Genomic DNA, 15795 nt, shown 5'->3' with positions numbered 1-15795 from the left:
TAGATGAATAAATGATTAATTATTCATCTAGTTTAATAAATAAATTTCTTATGATTCTATTTTAATCTAAATGCGAATATTTTTCTTTGTGACTTTTATCCAAATTTTCTGATAATTACGCTATATTACTCAAAAACCGGAGAAAGTATTTGGAAGTTTTCTACATCTACAATACCTTTATCAGTTATTTTCCATTTTGGACTTGTTGATAATCCAAGGAAAGATAAATGCATAAAGGGCGCATGTACTTTACATCCAAGTTTTGAAGATGCATCGTCTTCAAGTTCCCTTATTTTCTCACTCACTTCATGTCCTGATAATTCATCAGTAATAAGACCACCAACAGGAAGCGGAAGGTCATTTACTACTCTTCCATTGTTAGAAATTGCAATTCCACCGCCAATTTCAATAACTCTGTTAACTGCAAGTGCCATATCTTTATAGTTTGTTCCAGTTACCAGTATATTATGTGTATCATGCGCAATTGATTCAGCAATTGCACCTGAACTTAGTCCGAAATTAGTAACAAATCCTTTTCCGATGTTTCCATTTCTACCGTACCTTTCTAAGCAAATAATCGGAAGAACATCTTGCTTTGTATCCGGCTGAACTACACCATTTTTAACAACAAGGTTTGCATCTCCTGCATCAGAAAGGTTTTGGTCTGGTATTACACCAATAACTCTAACTTTTGCACTTTGTCCCTCTGCATGTATTTCTAAATCTTCAGCTTTTACTGGCGACAACTTAACTGAATTCTTAACAGTATTTGGGTAAGTATATTTAGGAATATCTATAAGCATCTCACCATTAGCAGCAACAAGCTCACCTTCTATAAATACAGCATCTACAACCATATTATTAAGATCACTTATTATTGCAATATCAGCTAAATAACCAGGAAGAAGAGCTCCTCTATCTTTGAAACCAAAGTAAGTACAAGGATTTATTGTAACCATTTGAATAGCTTCAATTGGATCAACACCCTCTGCTATTGTTCTTTTAAGAATTTCATTCATATGTCCAAGTTTTTCTAAATCTTCAGAAACCATATCATCCGTAGCAAGTACCGCTCTTCTTGAATCAAGTTTTTCTTCTGTGATAGCTTTTATACATTCAGCCATATTTCTTTGAGTTGAACCTTCACGCATAAATACATAAACACCTTGTCTAAGTTTCTCTACGCTTTCAGCTTTTGCAGTAGTTTCATGACAAGAAGTAGTACCACCAGTAGAAATAATATGTGCAGCTAATTCTTTTCCAAATAAATCTGGTGCATTTCCATCAACTGTTTTTCCAATACTTCTTGCATATGCAGTTGATGCAACTAAATCTGTAATTATTTCTGGTGTATTATTATACACATGAGTTGCATTACTAAAACCTTGAAGTTCACCAATTCCAATAATATGTTTATAATTTAATAGATCTTCCATATCTTTCGAATTAATATCAACACCTGCTGTCTCAAGCATAGGACAGTCTGGTGCAAGTGCTGGAACTACTAAATCTACATGATTTGGAACTAAAGCTGCTTCATCAGCCATCGCTTTCATTCCAACTGGTCCAAGTGCATTCCCAATTTCATGAGGATCTGCAACTAAAGTAGTTGTTCCTGAAGGGATTGAAAATCTACTAAACTCAGAAATTGTAAGCATTGAACTTTCAAAGTGCATATGTGAGTCCATAAATCCTGGAGAAATATATTTTCCTGAAACATCTATCACTAAAGTTTTAGGTCCTATTAACCCTTCTGAATTACAAACACCTAAAATATGTTTACCTTTAATAGCTACATCTTCTCTATATGATTCTCTAGTTATCGTATTTATTACATTACCATTTATCAAAACAACGTCAGCAAATTCATTGTCGCCCATTAAAACGTCAATCATTCTTCTATACTCCATTGCTTTTTTAATTATATTTGGATCCACTTATTTATCACCACCTATTTCGTCTAATACATCAAAATGAATATCTTTTCCATCTATTATTCCAACAATCGCCGCATCAATTGATGATTTAGGTTTTTGAACAGAATTTCTAGCAGCAGAACCCGTTGAAAAAAGTACATAATCACCGACTCCAGCTCCTACTGCATCTACTGCAATCAATACTTGTCCTATAGGCTTCATATTTAAATCCACTTGTTGAGTAGCAAGTAATTTATGTCCAACCATACTATCATCTTTTCTTGTTGCGACTATTGTTCCGATTATCACTCCAGTTTTCATAAATAACCTCTCCTTAAATTTATAGCCTATCTGACAATTATTTTTATCTTTCTAGTGCTAGCTAAATCTTTTGCTAAAGGTGTTATAATCGTTCCTTTAGTGATAATAATTTCTCTAGTATTTCTATCTAAATCTCTAATCGCTGCTTCTGTTATCAATTTAGATTCTTTAATCTCTTTTTTTGATGTATTTATAATATTATCATTTTCTTCATATTCAATATCTATAAAATCTAAAAAATCTTGATTATTTACAAATATTGCTCCAAAATCTTCTATATTTTTCAAATGATTTTCCATAACTTGTTTCATTTTTTTATTTTCATCTATTGGAAACCATCCATGAAATATTGCATCCGTGTTTATTATTGTTTTTATATTAGATACTAAATATTGCCACAATAATATGGATACTAAATCATCTTGAATCCCAAGAGAAACCTTAGACAAGGAATTTTGAGTTAAATTAGGTAAAATACAATAATCAGTATTTAAAACTAAATTCTTTAGCCCTTCATAATTATCACCTTTTATAATTCTATTTGGAATAAATTCTTTTTCAATTCTTTCTTTCGTTATAATATTTTCTGCTGCTTTAGATAATACAGCTGTTATATAAAAACCTTTTTCTTTTAAAAATTTAAATTTTTTAAGTGCATCATCTACACCTGTGTCACTTCCAGTCAAAATTACAGTGACTCTCTTGTCTTTTAACGTGGAAAATATATCTACTTTTTCCGCATTAAGCTGTGAACCATCATAGACTGGAAATGCCAATTTTTCAAATGCTTTTCTCATCTTATCAATATTAGACATTTCCATTCTCCTTTAAAGTAATTTTTATAAATTTCCTAAAATTACTCTTTCTACTTCACTGTGTGGTCTAGGAATTACATGTACAGAAACAAGTTCGCCAACTCTTGTAGCAGCATCTGCTCCAGCATCTGTAGCAGCTTTAACAGCACCAACATCTCCTCTTACCATAACAGTAACAAGACCAAATCCAATTTTCTCATATCCAACAATAGTAACATTTGCAGCTTTAACCATAGCATCCGCTGCTTCAATTGCTCCAACTAAACCTTTAGTTTCCACTAATCCTAATGCTTGACTCATATTAATCCTCCTAAATGTTATAAATTAATAACTATAAAACAATTCTATTTTTTTGATTTCTTAACTTCTTTCTTTTCTTTTGACTCTTCTATTTTTTCTTCATCTTTTTTCTCAACTTTTGATTTATCAAACATTGAAATTAATTTTTCAACATCTGAATGTGGTCTTGGTATAACTCTTGATGATACAACAGTTCCAACTAAATTAGCAGCATTAACTCCAGATTCTACTGCAGCCTGCACTGCTGAAACATCACCAGCTAAATTAATAGTTATACTAACTACTTTACCAACACCTATAACTTTTTCAACACCAATACATGTAACATCAGCTGTTTTGGTTGCAGCGTCAAGTGCAGCTGCTGCTGGAGAAAGTCCAATTGTTTCAATTAAACCAAGAGCTCCTTTGTAAGTCATTATACACCTCCTGGACTTATTTATTTTTTAGATTTTTTAAATAATCATCTAAATTTACTTTTCCAGATACTTTTCTTTTTTCATTTGTGGACCCTGAAGTTTTAACATTATTATTTTTCCCAATAATATCTTCTAATTTAATAACACCAGATTTATTTAATCTAGTAGCCACTTTACTATTTGAATCATTTTTCACTACTTTAACAGTCTTTCCTTTATTTATTAAACTTGAAAGAGTTTTAACCTCATTTTCTGACAAATGATTTTGAGTACTATTTTCTTTATTTGCTCTTATATTATTTTCTTTTCTATTATAATCTAAGCACTTATCTACAATGTTATTCATAATAATAGATGTCATTCTATTTGCCATAATACACCTCGCAATTATCTAATTATCATCAAATAAAATATCTAATTCTTCTTCAGGACGAGGAATAACATTAACTGAAATAACTTCTGCCATAGGACTAGCTAGTCTCTCAGCGCTTTCAACCGCAGCTTTCACTGCAGAAACATCGCCTTCGACAACAACAGCAATTACTCCTGATCCAACTACATTGTAATCTTTTATAACTACGTTTGCAGCTTTTACCATGACATCAGCGGCATATATTGCAGCTACCATACTCCTGATTTCAAAAAAACCCAAAGCTTTCTTCACCTTTTTACCTCCTCCAACCTCTATAATTTTAAAACCTTATAATAGTATTATACTAATATCAATCTAAATTTGATACAGTTGGAAAGAATTTCTTTAAATCAATATCTTTATAACCTGGAATTACTGTTTTTTCAAAGACTTTTGATATTTCTCCAAGAGGTTTTGTAGCATCTATTCCGACTTTATCAGTAGTTCCATCAACTAAATGAGACGGATCAAGTCCTGTACCCATAGCTCCTGGTATAATAAATAAATCCTTAGAAGCTTGCACTCTTGATGCAATTGCACCATCTACATCCTTATAATCAAAAATATCTACATCTTCATCAAAAACTGTAACGTGTTTAATATCTTTTGAACTACTTAAAGCGCCAATCAATGCCTGTTTACCGTCGCCTTCAGTTTTCTTGTTAATATTCACAAAAGCCGTAAATCTGCATCCACCACCAATAGTAACATTGACATCTGTACATTCAACTAATCTATTGACATGAGTATATACTTCTATATCTCTAATAATTCCATTAGACAAATGTTCTTCTTTACACGGTGCTGATATTTGAAGTATAGGATTATTCCTATGAAGTATTGCATTTACTTTCATAACGGGATGTTTAGCAACTTGTCCGTAGTAACCCATTAATTCTCCAAAAGGACCTTCCATAACTTCATCATTATATGATATTGTACCTTCTAGCACTATTTCTGCATAAGCTGGAACTTCAAGGTCAATGGTTTCACACTTTACTAATTCAAGTGGTTCACCGCGTAGCCCTCCATCAATTTCATATTTATCCACTCCATACTGCTGAGAAGAGTATTGAGATGCAAGACAGAAGTAATAATCATAACCAAGTACAACTGCACATTCTAATTTTTTCTTTTGTTTAAATAATTCTTTCATTTGATTCGACAACATAGGTGATGTTACTAATGCACTTAGATTATTTCCACCATTATACTGAAACCTTCTTATAGAAGTGTAAACTTTATTAGTATCAGGGTCTTTAACAACAAATACACCCGCTGTTATAAAACTCGAAGAATCATACTCATGAAAAGTAGGAATAGGCATAAATTTCCCAAGATCAATATTTCTTTTTATAATATTTTCTTTTACCGGTCCACTAGAAAGCAACTTTGGTTTTATGGGATTTGTAAGAGCATCCATATATTTAAAAATTCTTTCTTTTCTTGATGTTCCTGTAAAATCGTAAAACATCTCGCGATCTCCAAACATTCCACCTATAACAGGCATCTTATTCCCTTTTACATTATTAAATAGCACTGGTCTTGTGTTACCAAGTTTTTCAAGAACACCACCAAGTTCAAATTTAGGATCAACTTGAACATCACATTTTAGCATTCCATATTTATCTTCTAATTTATTTAAACAAGACCTAAGCATTTGCTTCTCCACTTTTTCACCTCCTTGTTCCTATTTACTTCTTACTCCCATCTCTTAAATAATTCACTATCAATTCCAAGTTGGTCTAAAGTTCTTCCTACCATTATATCAACAATATCTGAAATAGTTTCAGGAATATGATAAAAACCTGGAGCAGCTGGCATAATTGTCACTCCAATTTTTGATAATTTTAGCATATTTTCAAGATGAACAGGACTAAATGGAGTTTCTCTAGGAACTATTACGAGTTTTCTTCCCTCTTTTATTGTAACATCCGCAGCTCTATGTATTAAATTAGAACTAAGTCCATTAGCAATAGCACCTAAAGTGTTCATTGTACATGGAATTATAACCATTGAATCTATCTTAAATGATCCACTAGCAATAGCAGCTCCCAAATTATTATAGTCATAATAATATGATGAAATTTCTTTAATTTCACCAATATTCATATCACATTCATAATTTAAGTTGCTTTCTCCCATTTTTGAAACAACTACATGCGTTTCAATATTCATCTGTTGTAATGTTTTTAAGAGAGCAACTGCGTAAATAACACAGCTGCCCCCAGTAATTGCTACAATAATTTTCTTCATATTTTCATCCTTTTAGGATTTATTCTTTTCTAAATTATAGTGAAGATATTATCCTATTATTTTACTTTATTCTCAGCGTCTCCTCCACCTAACCATGGATCTTCGCCTTTTTCCCAAGCATCGATATATTCATCAAGATTCATAACTTTTGTAAAGATCGATAAATCTTTAAGACCATATTCATGCATTTCTTCAGTTTTAGAAGCACAACAATCTGCAATTGTAATTACTTTATAAGCATTGTAAAGAGCATCTGATGCTGTTGAACGAACACAAACGTTAGTCCAAACACCAACAACTACAACTGTATCTAAATTTTCTTCTCTTAAATATAAATCTAAATCAGTATGAGCAAATGATGAATGTCTTCTTTTAGGAATAATATATTCTTCGCCTTCTGGAGCAAGTGCTGGAATAAAATCAGATCCCCAAGTTCCAACCACAGCATGACGAGGTCTAACTCTAAAGTCAGCATCATTTTTTCTATGCGCTTCATGAATGTGAATAAGTTGAATATCATCATTACCTTTAGCATTTCTATCTCTTACATATTTGAATAATCTTTGAAGTGGCTCAATAATATTATCTCCACCTGGACATCTAAGTGAAGCTTTCTCTCCAATAAAATCGTTTAACATATCAATAACTACTATACCATGTCTAGCCATTTTTATACTCTCCTCTATATTATATAATAATTTATGTAATAGCTCTAATATTTATTAAAGCTATTACTGTAATAATCTCTTTTATTTTTTTAGAAATGAATTGTTCTCTCTAATTTTTGAATACTTTGTCTCTTAATAAAAGTACCAAAACCAGGTTTAACCATTATTCCTTTTATTTCTCTTAACTCTTCAACAACTTCATCTTCATGATCTTTTCTATAACTTACATTAAACTCTGCACTTCTATTTTCTGATGGAATATCAAATACTACGTCATAATTATCATAAGTAGGAAGCGTTCCTTCTTCATCACCCTTAAATACAACATTACCACGAATAATTGTCATATAAGGTTTTCCTTTTAACTTCATTCCATGTAGTGGTGTGTATTTAGCCATTGTAACTTGCTTTTCAGCGTCAATTGTCCATTCTTTATCCAAATCTATAATAGAAAAGTCTGCATCAGAACCAATGAACATTGCACCCTTTTTAGGATATAATCCATAATGAATTGCAGCATTTTTAGATAAAACTTCTACTAATCTAGTAAGGGATAATCTTCCTTTATTATATCCTTCAGAAACAATAACTGGAACCATTGTTTCAACACCTGGGATTCCTGGGAATGCAGTCCAAATATCTTTTCCTGCTTTTTCACTTTTAACTTCATAAGGAGCATGGTCTGTTGCAACAAAACTTACGCTACCATTTCTAAGCCCTTCCCAAAGTTTATCATTATCTTCTTCTGATCTAATTGGAGGCGCAATTTTAGCAAGAGCACCATATTCACCCATAGCTTCTTTATAGTTAGTAGTTAAATAATGTGGACAAGTTTCAGATGTTACGTCAATTCCTTTTTTCTTAGCTTCAGCTACAAGCTCAGCACCTTCACCAAGAGCCATATGAACAATATGAAGTCTAACTCCAGTAAATTCAGCAAAACTAATTCCTAATTGAATAGCTACTTTTTCAGCAAGAGGCATTCTAGCTTCTGACCAAGCAGGAGCATCCATTCTACCGTCTTCACGGAATTTTTTAACATAAAAATCACACATAGCAAAATTTTCTGCATGAATACCAACAGCAAGTCCTGTTTCAGCAACAGCTTTAAACGCTTCAAGCATTTCAGGATCATTAGCTCTTGGATACGATGGAACTGATGGTGTCATATATACTTTAAAGGCAACTACTCCTGCATCTGCTTGCTTCTGAACATTATCAAGTAATCCTTCTCTAACATCTTCTCCAGTAACTCCGCCCCATAAAGCAAAATCAACTAAGGCTTGTTTACTCCAAAATGAAACTTTAGTATTAAGTTGCTCTACACTTCTCACTGAAGGAATTGTACAACAAGGCATATCAATTACTGTACAAACTCCACCACTTGCAGCTGCTGCTGTTCCAGAAAGAATTGTTTCTCTATGATCAAAACCTTGAGACATTAAATGCGTATGTGAATCTATACAACCCGGTAAAGTAAGTAATCCTTTAGCATCAATCACCTGATTACTTTCTAAAGAATCAAGATCATTTGAAAAGCCAGCGATTTTTTCATCTTTAATTAAAATATTTGTTACAATTGTATCTTCACCTTGAGGTATACGTGCATTTTTTAATATTACATCATATTTCACTATATTTTCCTCCTTCTATTTTAGTATCACACTCTATTAATCCAGCATTTCTTTATCTTAGAATAAGCCGATAATTTCTCCGCTCTTTAATATATCCATCTTTGTTGCTGCTGGTACTCTTGGTAGTCCTGGCATTCTCATAATTGCACCTGTCATTGCTACTAAGAATCCTGCTCCTGCTGACGCTTTTACTTCGCTTATTGTTATCTTGAACCCTTTTGGTCTTCCAAGTAACTTTGGATTGTCAGATAAAGAATATTGTGTTTTTGCCATACATATTGGTAAACTTCCTATTCCATCATTTTCATACTTTTTAATATCATTTAATGCTTTTGTAGTAAAATCTACTCCATCTGCTCCGTATATTTCTTTACAAATAGTTTCGATTTTCTCTTTTGCACTCATTTTTAAATCATACAGTACTTTGAATTCTGCTTTTCCACTTTCTGCTAGTTCTACAACTTTCTCAGCTAATGCAATTCCACCTTCGCCGCCTTTTGCCCATACTTCTGAAAGTGCCACATCTACTCCAAGCTCATTACATCTCTTTTCTACATATGACAATTCTTCTTTTGTATCTGTTGGAAATGCATTTATTGCTACTACTGCTGGTACTCCAAACTTTCTCACATTTTCTATTTGTTTTTCTAAATTCTCAAATCCATCTGCTAGAGCTTTCATATTTTCTTTTCCTAAATCAGCTTTTGCTACTCCACCGTGATTCTTAAGAGCTCTTACTGTTGCTACTACTACTACTGCTGATGGCTTAAGTGAAGCTGCTCTACATTTAATATTAAAGAATTTTTCAGCTCCTAAGTCTGCTCCAAAACCGGCCTCTGTTACTACATAATCACCAAGTTTTAATGCCATTTTTGTCGCTACTACCGAGTTACATCCATGTGCTATATTTGCAAATGGTCCACCGTGAATTAGTGCTGGTGTATTTTCTAAAGTTTGTACTAGGTTTGGCATTATAGCATCTTTTAATAATAAGGCAAGCGATCCTGTTGCTTCTAACTCACCTGCTGTTACAGGTTTTTTATCATAAGTATAACCTATAATCATTTTATTTAATCTTTCTTTTAAGTCACTCATGCTTGTTGCAAGGCAAAGAATAGCCATTATTTCTGATGCTACAGCTATATCAAATCCATCTTGTCTTACTACTCCATTTCCTTTTGGTCCAAGTCCTACTGTTATACTTCTAAGAGCTCTATCATTCATGTCAATTGCTCTTCTCCAAACAATTCTTTTTGGATCAATATTTAATGGATTTCCTTGATGTAGATGGTTGTCTATAAGTGCTGCAAGTAAGTTGTTTGCAGTTGTTACCGCATGAATATCTCCTGTAAAATGAAGATTTATATCATCCATTGGTACTACTTGTGAATATCCACCACCAGCTGCTCCACCTTTTACTCCAAAACATGGTCCAAGAGATGGCTCTCTTAGTGCTGTAAATGTTCTTTTTCCTATTTTATTTAGCGCCATTGAAAGTCCAACATTTGTAGTTGTCTTGCCTTCTCCTGCTGCTGTTGGATTTATTGCAGTTACTAATATTAATTTTCCATCTTCTTCTTTTTCTAATCTATCCATTACATCTAAATGTATCTTAGCTTTATGATTACCGTATAATTCTAAATCTTCTAACTTAAGACCCACTTTACTTGCTACATCTCCGATATGTTGCATTTTTGCTTCTTGTGCTATCTGTACATCTGTTTTCATCTTATTCCTCCACTGTTAATTATTAAGTTCAAATTATCCCATTAAATGAGTTTCCATAATTGAATTCATATCAAAACCTTCAAGACCTAAGAAATACTCTAAAGAATTAAGAAGATATTCTAATTTTACTGGTCCTACAAGTTCAGAACCTGTTACATTAACTCCATATCTTGCGGCTTCCGATTTAACGAAATTAAATGTTCTATAAAGAGGAGTTTTTCCACAATCAAACATATTCATTGAAACAACTACACCTTTATGTTCTGGGAATTTAAGTCCTACAGATTTAACAGTTGAAAATCCACCTGATGGACCTCTAACTGCTTTCGCAATTTTCTTTGCTATTGATAAATCTTCAGTATCTAAAAATACATTATATGCAGTTAAGCCTTCCATATCAGCACTTACAATTGTTGCACCCATTTTATCATCAAGTTCACCATTTGTACTATAATCAGGTTTTCTCATTTCATAATCAGGATTACTTTTATCTTTAAGAAGTTCTTTAAGTCCTTCATATTGTCCTTTTCTAATAAATCCAAGAGCTTTCTTTTTATCAATTCTTGAATTTACACCCGAGAAATACACTGGAACTTTATGTTTATCAAAAATTTCTTTACCTATTTCTTCTGCTAATTCCTTTACTTCATCAAGTTCAATATTTTTAAATGGATAAAGAGGAATAGTATCTTGCGCACCTATTCTTGGATGAGTTCCTTTTTGAACACTCATATCAATTAACTCATAAGATTTTGCCGCCATATTAAGCATAGCTACTTTAAGTGGAGCCGGTTCACCAATACAAGTAATAACAGTTCTATTAAAATCATGCTCTGGCTCATAACTTATTAGTTTTACACCTTCAACTTTTCTTACCTCATCCACAATAGCTTCAATAACATCTTCATCTCTACCATTACTAAAATTCGGTACAGCTAAAATATACTTTTTAACATCTGACATTTTTGTTCCTCCTTAAAAATTTTAATTTATTAATAGCTCATTTGAAATCGAGCACATTTTAATCTACACTATAGAGTATACTATTTTTATTATTAAATTTTATTAGATACTTTTAACACAATTTTTGCATCAACTATTACTTACCCAATAAATTTATTAAAAATCAGTTTTTTTTAATAAATTAAGAGTATATACTTAATATTAACTTATAAAAGATAATAAATATTTTTTTCAATAGAAAGGAGATTTGTATGGCTTTAAAATTAATTGATTTATCTCAAGAAATTTTCCAAGGAATGTCTGTATTTCCAATGCATCAACCAACTTTTATTATGACCAATATGACTCATGAAGATAACATGAAGCTAACTGGATCAAAAACTCTAGGATTTTCTGCACGAAATTTACTAATTAGCGAACACGGTGGAACTCATTCAGATGGAGTTTGGGAATATAAGCCAAGTGGTCAAACAATAGATAAAATGCCACTTGAGTATTTTTGGGGAAGTGCTATATGCATTGATTTGTCACACTTAAGATACAACCGTCCCATTGAACCAAGAGACCTTGAACTTGCAATTAAAAAATCAGGCCAAACTGTAAGTAAGGGTGATATCCTACTAATGTATACAGGTCATTTTGACAGAAATTTTGGAAGCGATAAATGGCAAACTGAATATACAGGACTTAATTATGAAGCTGCTAAATATCTTGCAGAGCTTGGAATTGTTAACATTGGAGTGGATGCTCCTGCAATTGATCACCCAGATGATTTAGATTTTTCAGGTCATTTAATTTGTGGAGAATACGATATTACTAACACCGAAAATATGTGCAATCTAGATAAAGTCGTAAATAAAAGATTCCTATATTTTGGTTTACCTCTTAAAATAAGAGATGGCTCTGGCTCGCCAATAAGGGCAGTTGCATTAGTTGAAGAGTAAATATAGCAAAAAATTAAAAAGTACACAACTATGTATACATAGTTGTGTACTTTTTACAAAATTATTTATTATAATAAATATTTATTATAACATTATTTTAAATTTCCATTTAAATGCACTCCCTATAAAAAAACAATCAAAATACCTTTTGTAAGCTTTTCTTACAAGGTATTTTGATTGTTTTTTTGCACCGCTGTTTTTTTATAAATTTAAGATTCTCATTATTTTCATTGATGTTTCTAGGCCGTATCTATCCATTTCATCGTTTAAATTTCTTTTGGTGATTTCTTGTATTCTATTGATTCTATATAGTACGGTGTTGTAGTGTGTAAATAATTTTTCTGACATTTTCTTTAAATTGCCATTTGTTTCAAAATAAATTCTAAGCGATTTAACTAATTCAGTATCTCTTTTTCTATCATATTCAACTAGAGGTTCTAATGTAGATTTATAAAAACTTATTAATTCTTCTTTTAAATTATCTTGGCAAAAAATCTTATAAATTCCTAAAGTCTCAAAATTAATTATATCACCATCAACATAATTTTTAGTTGCATCTACTGCCTTTTCGGCATCTTTAAGACTTTTATAAACATTAGCGAGTCCCATTGTTTCTCTTCCAATTCCCATTTTAAATTTAATGCTTGCAACTTTAGCATTTAAACTTTCTTTAATCATCTGAGCAATTAGATTAATCTTTTTATTTGAATCTTCAGATTTTTTCCACATAAAAAGTATATTTATTTTCTTTCCTTTATTCGCTGTTAAATATGAATTGCATTCATTTTTGCAAATTAAGTCTATCATATACATTACTTTTACAAGCATTTGGTTATATTCTTCATCAGAATCAATGCTTGACTCTGTTTTACTTAGTCTAAGCGTAAGCACAGAATAAGAAGCGTCTTTGTCTAGTTTGTAATAATTCGCCCTTTCAATTGCTTTCTTCTTTCTAAATTCATCAAATGAAATAAGATCTTCAAAGAACTCTGCCTTATATTTGTTTTCTACTTCTTGAATAGAAATTCTCTTTAAAAATTCAACTGCAACTACAGTTGAAGTTGATTCCATATACAAAACATCAAAATCGCTTAAGTCACTTTTCATGCCATAGGCAATTAGATGGCCATAAATATTGTTTTTCACCATTATTGGTACCATTATTCTATCAATATCATCTTCATCAATATTAATTTTGTCTCGAGAAGTTTTATTTTTATCTACTCGAAGTTTATTTTTTGAAAATGTTAAATTGATGTCATCTTCAAGTTTTTTGTAAATTTGACTATCACCTAAGGAGTCAATAATAATTTCATCAAAATGATGATCTACAACAACAATAGGATTTTCAAGTGTTTTGGATAAATTACCAATTATATCTTTTATACTTCCACCTTTTAAAAGTACATTCATTGTATCTTTATGAACAATTTGAACCTTATTAATAATCGATGATTGTCTATTAAAAATTTCTTGAAAAACCGGCGTCATAATATCAGTAAAAGGAACTTCATAATCAATTTCAATAATTGGAAAATTAAGTTCATTTGCTAATTTAATTATTTCTTCAGGCATTTTATCTAAATAAGGGAAAATTTTTATTCCCATACCAGAAAGTTTTTTAAAATTACTTTCCCTAATTAAATTCAATTGATTTTCTAATTTGGTTGTCTTAAAAAAATAACCTGTTGTTAATAAGAATTCACCTTTATCTACCCAATTTAAAATATCTGGATCTGCCATAACATTAACTCTAGTAATAATCCTATTAATTCCACCTTCACCTGCAATAATATTACTTTTTTCAAAAGACTTCATCTTTAAAATATCTTTAATAGCTATACCAGTTTCTCTTATCAAAACATTCACCTCTTTATATTCAATATGTAATAATTTAACTAACAAAAATACCATATATGACTTTAATAAGATTTTTATTAATCTATAATAATTTTAATTTTTATAAATTTAATATAAGAATATCATAATAATACCCTATTAACAATATATATTTTTGTGCTATTACTCTATAAAAATTTTAATTTTTAAATATATGTAAAAAAATAAGAAAACTTAGACATACACACATACTTGTGTATACTATCTAAGTTTTCTTATACGAACTTCTATAATTTAAAGCCACCTTCATCAAAAGTAACCATATTGTTATTCATCGCTAGAGCAAACTCAATAATGCTAAACATAATTGCAGCTCCCGTACCTTCTCCAAGCCTTAAATCCAAATGAAGTGGTGTTTTTAGTCCAAGTTCCTTTGATGCTAAAAATGCACCTTTTTCTTTTGAAAAATGTGAAGCAAATAAATAATCTTTTACTTTAGGCTCTAATTTTATTGCGATAAGCGCAGCAGCTGATGAGATAAATCCATCTACTATAACCGGAACTCCTCTAGAAGCACCCCCTATCATTGCCCCCGCCATCGCTCCAATTTCAAATCCACCTACCTTTGAAAGAACATCAATAGGATCATTTTTATTAGGCTTATTAAATTTAATGCCTTTATCGATTACATCAATCTTTTTTTCAAGTCTTTCGAGAGGTAAATTTGCGCCAATTCCTGTGACCTCACTGGGCTTATATCCACCAATTACAGAAAGAATTGCAGATGATGGTGTAGTATTGCCAATTCCCATCTCTCCCGTACCAAGTATATCCGCACCCAAATCTATCCTTGAATTTGCAATTTCAATACCTATTTCAATAGATCTAATTGCCTCTTCTCTAGACATTGCTGGACCTTTTGTGAAATTGCTTGTACCTTTTCTGATTTTTTTATTTATTATTTTATTATTTTTAACATCAGCATCGATACCAACATCTACTACTATAACTTTCGAATTTGCATTTTTAGCTAACGCGCATACTCCTGTAACTCCAAGTATCATATTTTCTGCCTGTATTAATGTAACTTCTCTAGGTGTTATTGCAACTCCCTCTTCAAAAATTCCATGATCAGACGCGAAAACTATTATTTCTTTATTTGAAATTTTAGGAAATTTTGTGTTTTGAATTGCGGAAAGTTTAACTACGATTTCTTCAAGCATACCTAGACTACCCTTGGGTTTTACAAGATTATCTACTCTTTCAATTGATTTAAGTGCAGTTTTTTTATTTACTGATTTTATTTTTCTTAATGTACTTTCTAACATAATTCCCCCTATGTCTTTTATATCATATAAAAAAGGTTCGTGATTCCCCTTAAAAGAGAATCACGAACCTTACCTAATTCATGTTAAATATTTTTGGCAGGTCTCCTGACTTAGAATCAACATGGTTTACACCTTCCCGCTTAAGCAGTGGCATTTGTAAATCACTCATCTTTACAGTGGTGGGACCGTTAAAGATTTTCACTTTATTCCCTATTCTCCCGTAAAACGGGCACCAAAATATTATATTTATTTAAT

Annotated in this window: 16 protein-coding genes and 1 riboswitch; of the genes, 1 reads left to right on the top strand and 15 read right to left on the bottom strand. The window is 31.4% G+C overall.

Translation table 11 applies throughout. The annotated features are described in order from the left end of the window. Nucleotides 1-125: 125 nt before the first annotated feature. From ade to ftcD, 13 genes are all read right to left on the bottom strand, one after another. Complete coding sequence (ade, locus tag AACH12_RS01460) at nt 126-1937, bottom strand: adenine deaminase (protein ID WP_422388904.1); 1812 nt, start codon at nt 1935-1937, stop codon at nt 126-128. Further along, entirely contained in the window at nt 1938-2237 is a 300-nt protein-coding gene (locus AACH12_RS01455) for a EutN/CcmL family microcompartment protein (protein ID WP_338536313.1), read from the bottom strand. Nucleotides 2238-2263: 26 nt separating this feature from the next. After that, a complete protein-coding gene (locus AACH12_RS01450; RefSeq protein WP_338536312.1) occupies nt 2264-3052 on the bottom strand; it encodes a flavoprotein in 789 nt (262 codons plus the stop codon). Between the two features lie 24 nt (nt 3053-3076). Further along, a complete protein-coding gene (locus AACH12_RS01445; RefSeq protein ID WP_338536311.1) occupies nt 3077-3352 on the bottom strand; it encodes a BMC domain-containing protein in 276 nt (91 codons plus the stop codon). A 44-nt stretch (nt 3353-3396) separates the two neighbouring features. Further along, the gene (locus AACH12_RS01440) at nt 3397-3768 is read right to left on the bottom strand and encodes a BMC domain-containing protein (protein WP_338536310.1); all 372 of its coding nucleotides are present in this window, start codon (nt 3766-3768) and stop codon (nt 3397-3399) included. Nucleotides 3769-3784: 16 nt separating this feature from the next. After that, nucleotides 3785-4141, bottom strand: coding sequence for a hypothetical protein (locus tag AACH12_RS01435; RefSeq protein WP_338536309.1), 357 nt, complete (start codon nt 4139-4141; stop codon nt 3785-3787). An 18-nt stretch (nt 4142-4159) separates the two neighbouring features. Continuing rightward, nucleotides 4160-4432, bottom strand: a complete 273-nt coding sequence (locus AACH12_RS01430; RefSeq protein WP_338536308.1) for a BMC domain-containing protein — start codon at nt 4430-4432, stop codon at nt 4160-4162. Between the two features lie 58 nt (nt 4433-4490). Then, complete coding sequence (locus AACH12_RS01425; protein ID WP_338536307.1) at nt 4491-5852, bottom strand: UbiD family decarboxylase; 1362 nt, start codon at nt 5850-5852, stop codon at nt 4491-4493. A gap of 29 nt (nt 5853-5881) precedes the next feature. Next, entirely contained in the window at nt 5882-6436 is a 555-nt protein-coding gene (locus tag AACH12_RS01420) for a UbiX family flavin prenyltransferase (RefSeq protein ID WP_338536306.1), read from the bottom strand. Nucleotides 6437-6492: 56 nt separating this feature from the next. Further along, a complete protein-coding gene (locus AACH12_RS01415) occupies nt 6493-7104 on the bottom strand; it encodes a cysteine hydrolase family protein (RefSeq protein WP_338536305.1) in 612 nt (203 codons plus the stop codon). A gap of 89 nt (nt 7105-7193) precedes the next feature. Then, on the bottom strand, nt 7194-8738 hold the full coding sequence (locus AACH12_RS01410; RefSeq protein WP_338536304.1) for a dihydroorotase: 1545 nt from the start codon (nt 8736-8738) through the stop codon (nt 7194-7196). A 57-nt stretch (nt 8739-8795) separates the two neighbouring features. Beyond that, nucleotides 8796-10466: a formate--tetrahydrofolate ligase gene (locus AACH12_RS01405; RefSeq protein WP_338536303.1), complete on the bottom strand. Its 1671-nt coding sequence runs from the start codon at nt 10464-10466 to the stop codon at nt 8796-8798. A 33-nt stretch (nt 10467-10499) separates the two neighbouring features. Next, the gene (ftcD, locus tag AACH12_RS01400) at nt 10500-11429 is read right to left on the bottom strand and encodes a glutamate formimidoyltransferase (protein WP_338536302.1); all 930 of its coding nucleotides are present in this window, start codon (nt 11427-11429) and stop codon (nt 10500-10502) included. Nucleotides 11430-11680: 251 nt separating this feature from the next. Here ftcD and AACH12_RS01395 point away from each other — a divergent pair, with 251 nt between their 5' ends. Continuing rightward, nucleotides 11681-12373 carry a cyclase family protein gene (locus AACH12_RS01395; RefSeq protein WP_338536301.1) on the top strand — a complete coding sequence of 231 codons (693 nt, stop codon included), beginning with the start codon at nt 11681-11683 and terminating at the stop codon, nt 12371-12373. 201 nt (nt 12374-12574) lie between these two features. Here the strand turns inward: AACH12_RS01395 and AACH12_RS01390 are convergent, their stop codons facing one another. Together AACH12_RS01390 and cobT are read right to left on the bottom strand one after the other, a co-directional pair. Next, complete coding sequence (locus AACH12_RS01390; protein WP_338536300.1) at nt 12575-14278, bottom strand: PucR family transcriptional regulator; 1704 nt, start codon at nt 14276-14278, stop codon at nt 12575-12577. A 221-nt stretch (nt 14279-14499) separates the two neighbouring features. Next, nucleotides 14500-15540, bottom strand: a complete 1041-nt coding sequence (cobT, locus tag AACH12_RS01385; protein WP_338536299.1) for a nicotinate-nucleotide--dimethylbenzimidazole phosphoribosyltransferase — start codon at nt 15538-15540, stop codon at nt 14500-14502. A 78-nt stretch (nt 15541-15618) separates the two neighbouring features. Next, a riboswitch (cobalamin riboswitch) is annotated at nt 15619-15792 on the bottom strand. Between the last annotated feature and the right edge of the window lie 3 nt (nt 15793-15795).

The organism is Helicovermis profundi (genome assembly GCF_033097505.1).
In the GTDB taxonomy this organism is placed as follows: domain Bacteria; phylum Bacillota; class Clostridia; order Peptostreptococcales; family Acidaminobacteraceae; genus Helicovermis; species Helicovermis profundi.
This window is presented reverse-complemented; position numbering and strand designations above follow the sequence as displayed.

Coding starts and splice junctions, on each gene's coding strand:
- AACH12_RS01455 (WP_338536313.1), bottom strand. CDS start 2,237: ATGAAAACTGGAGTGATAATCGGAACAATAGTCGCAACAAGAAAAGAT.
- AACH12_RS01450 (WP_338536312.1), bottom strand. CDS start 3,052: ATGTCTAATATTGATAAGATGAGAAAAGCATTTGAAAAATTGGCATTT.
- AACH12_RS01445 (WP_338536311.1), bottom strand. CDS start 3,352: ATGAGTCAAGCATTAGGATTAGTGGAAACTAAAGGTTTAGTTGGAGCA.
- AACH12_RS01440 (WP_338536310.1), bottom strand. CDS start 3,768: ATGACTTACAAAGGAGCTCTTGGTTTAATTGAAACAATTGGACTTTCT.
- AACH12_RS01435 (WP_338536309.1), bottom strand. CDS start 4,141: ATGGCAAATAGAATGACATCTATTATTATGAATAACATTGTAGATAAG.
- AACH12_RS01420 (WP_338536306.1), bottom strand. CDS start 6,436: ATGAAGAAAATTATTGTAGCAATTACTGGGGGCAGCTGTGTTATTTAC.
- AACH12_RS01415 (WP_338536305.1), bottom strand. CDS start 7,104: ATGGCTAGACATGGTATAGTAGTTATTGATATGTTAAACGATTTTATT.
- AACH12_RS01405 (WP_338536303.1), bottom strand. CDS start 10,466: ATGAAAACAGATGTACAGATAGCACAAGAAGCAAAAATGCAACATATC.
- ftcD (WP_338536302.1), bottom strand. CDS start 11,429: ATGTCAGATGTTAAAAAGTATATTTTAGCTGTACCGAATTTTAGTAAT.
- AACH12_RS01395 (WP_338536301.1), top strand. CDS start 11,681: ATGGCTTTAAAATTAATTGATTTATCTCAAGAAATTTTCCAAGGAATG.
- cobT (WP_338536299.1), bottom strand. CDS start 15,540: ATGTTAGAAAGTACATTAAGAAAAATAAAATCAGTAAATAAAAAAACT.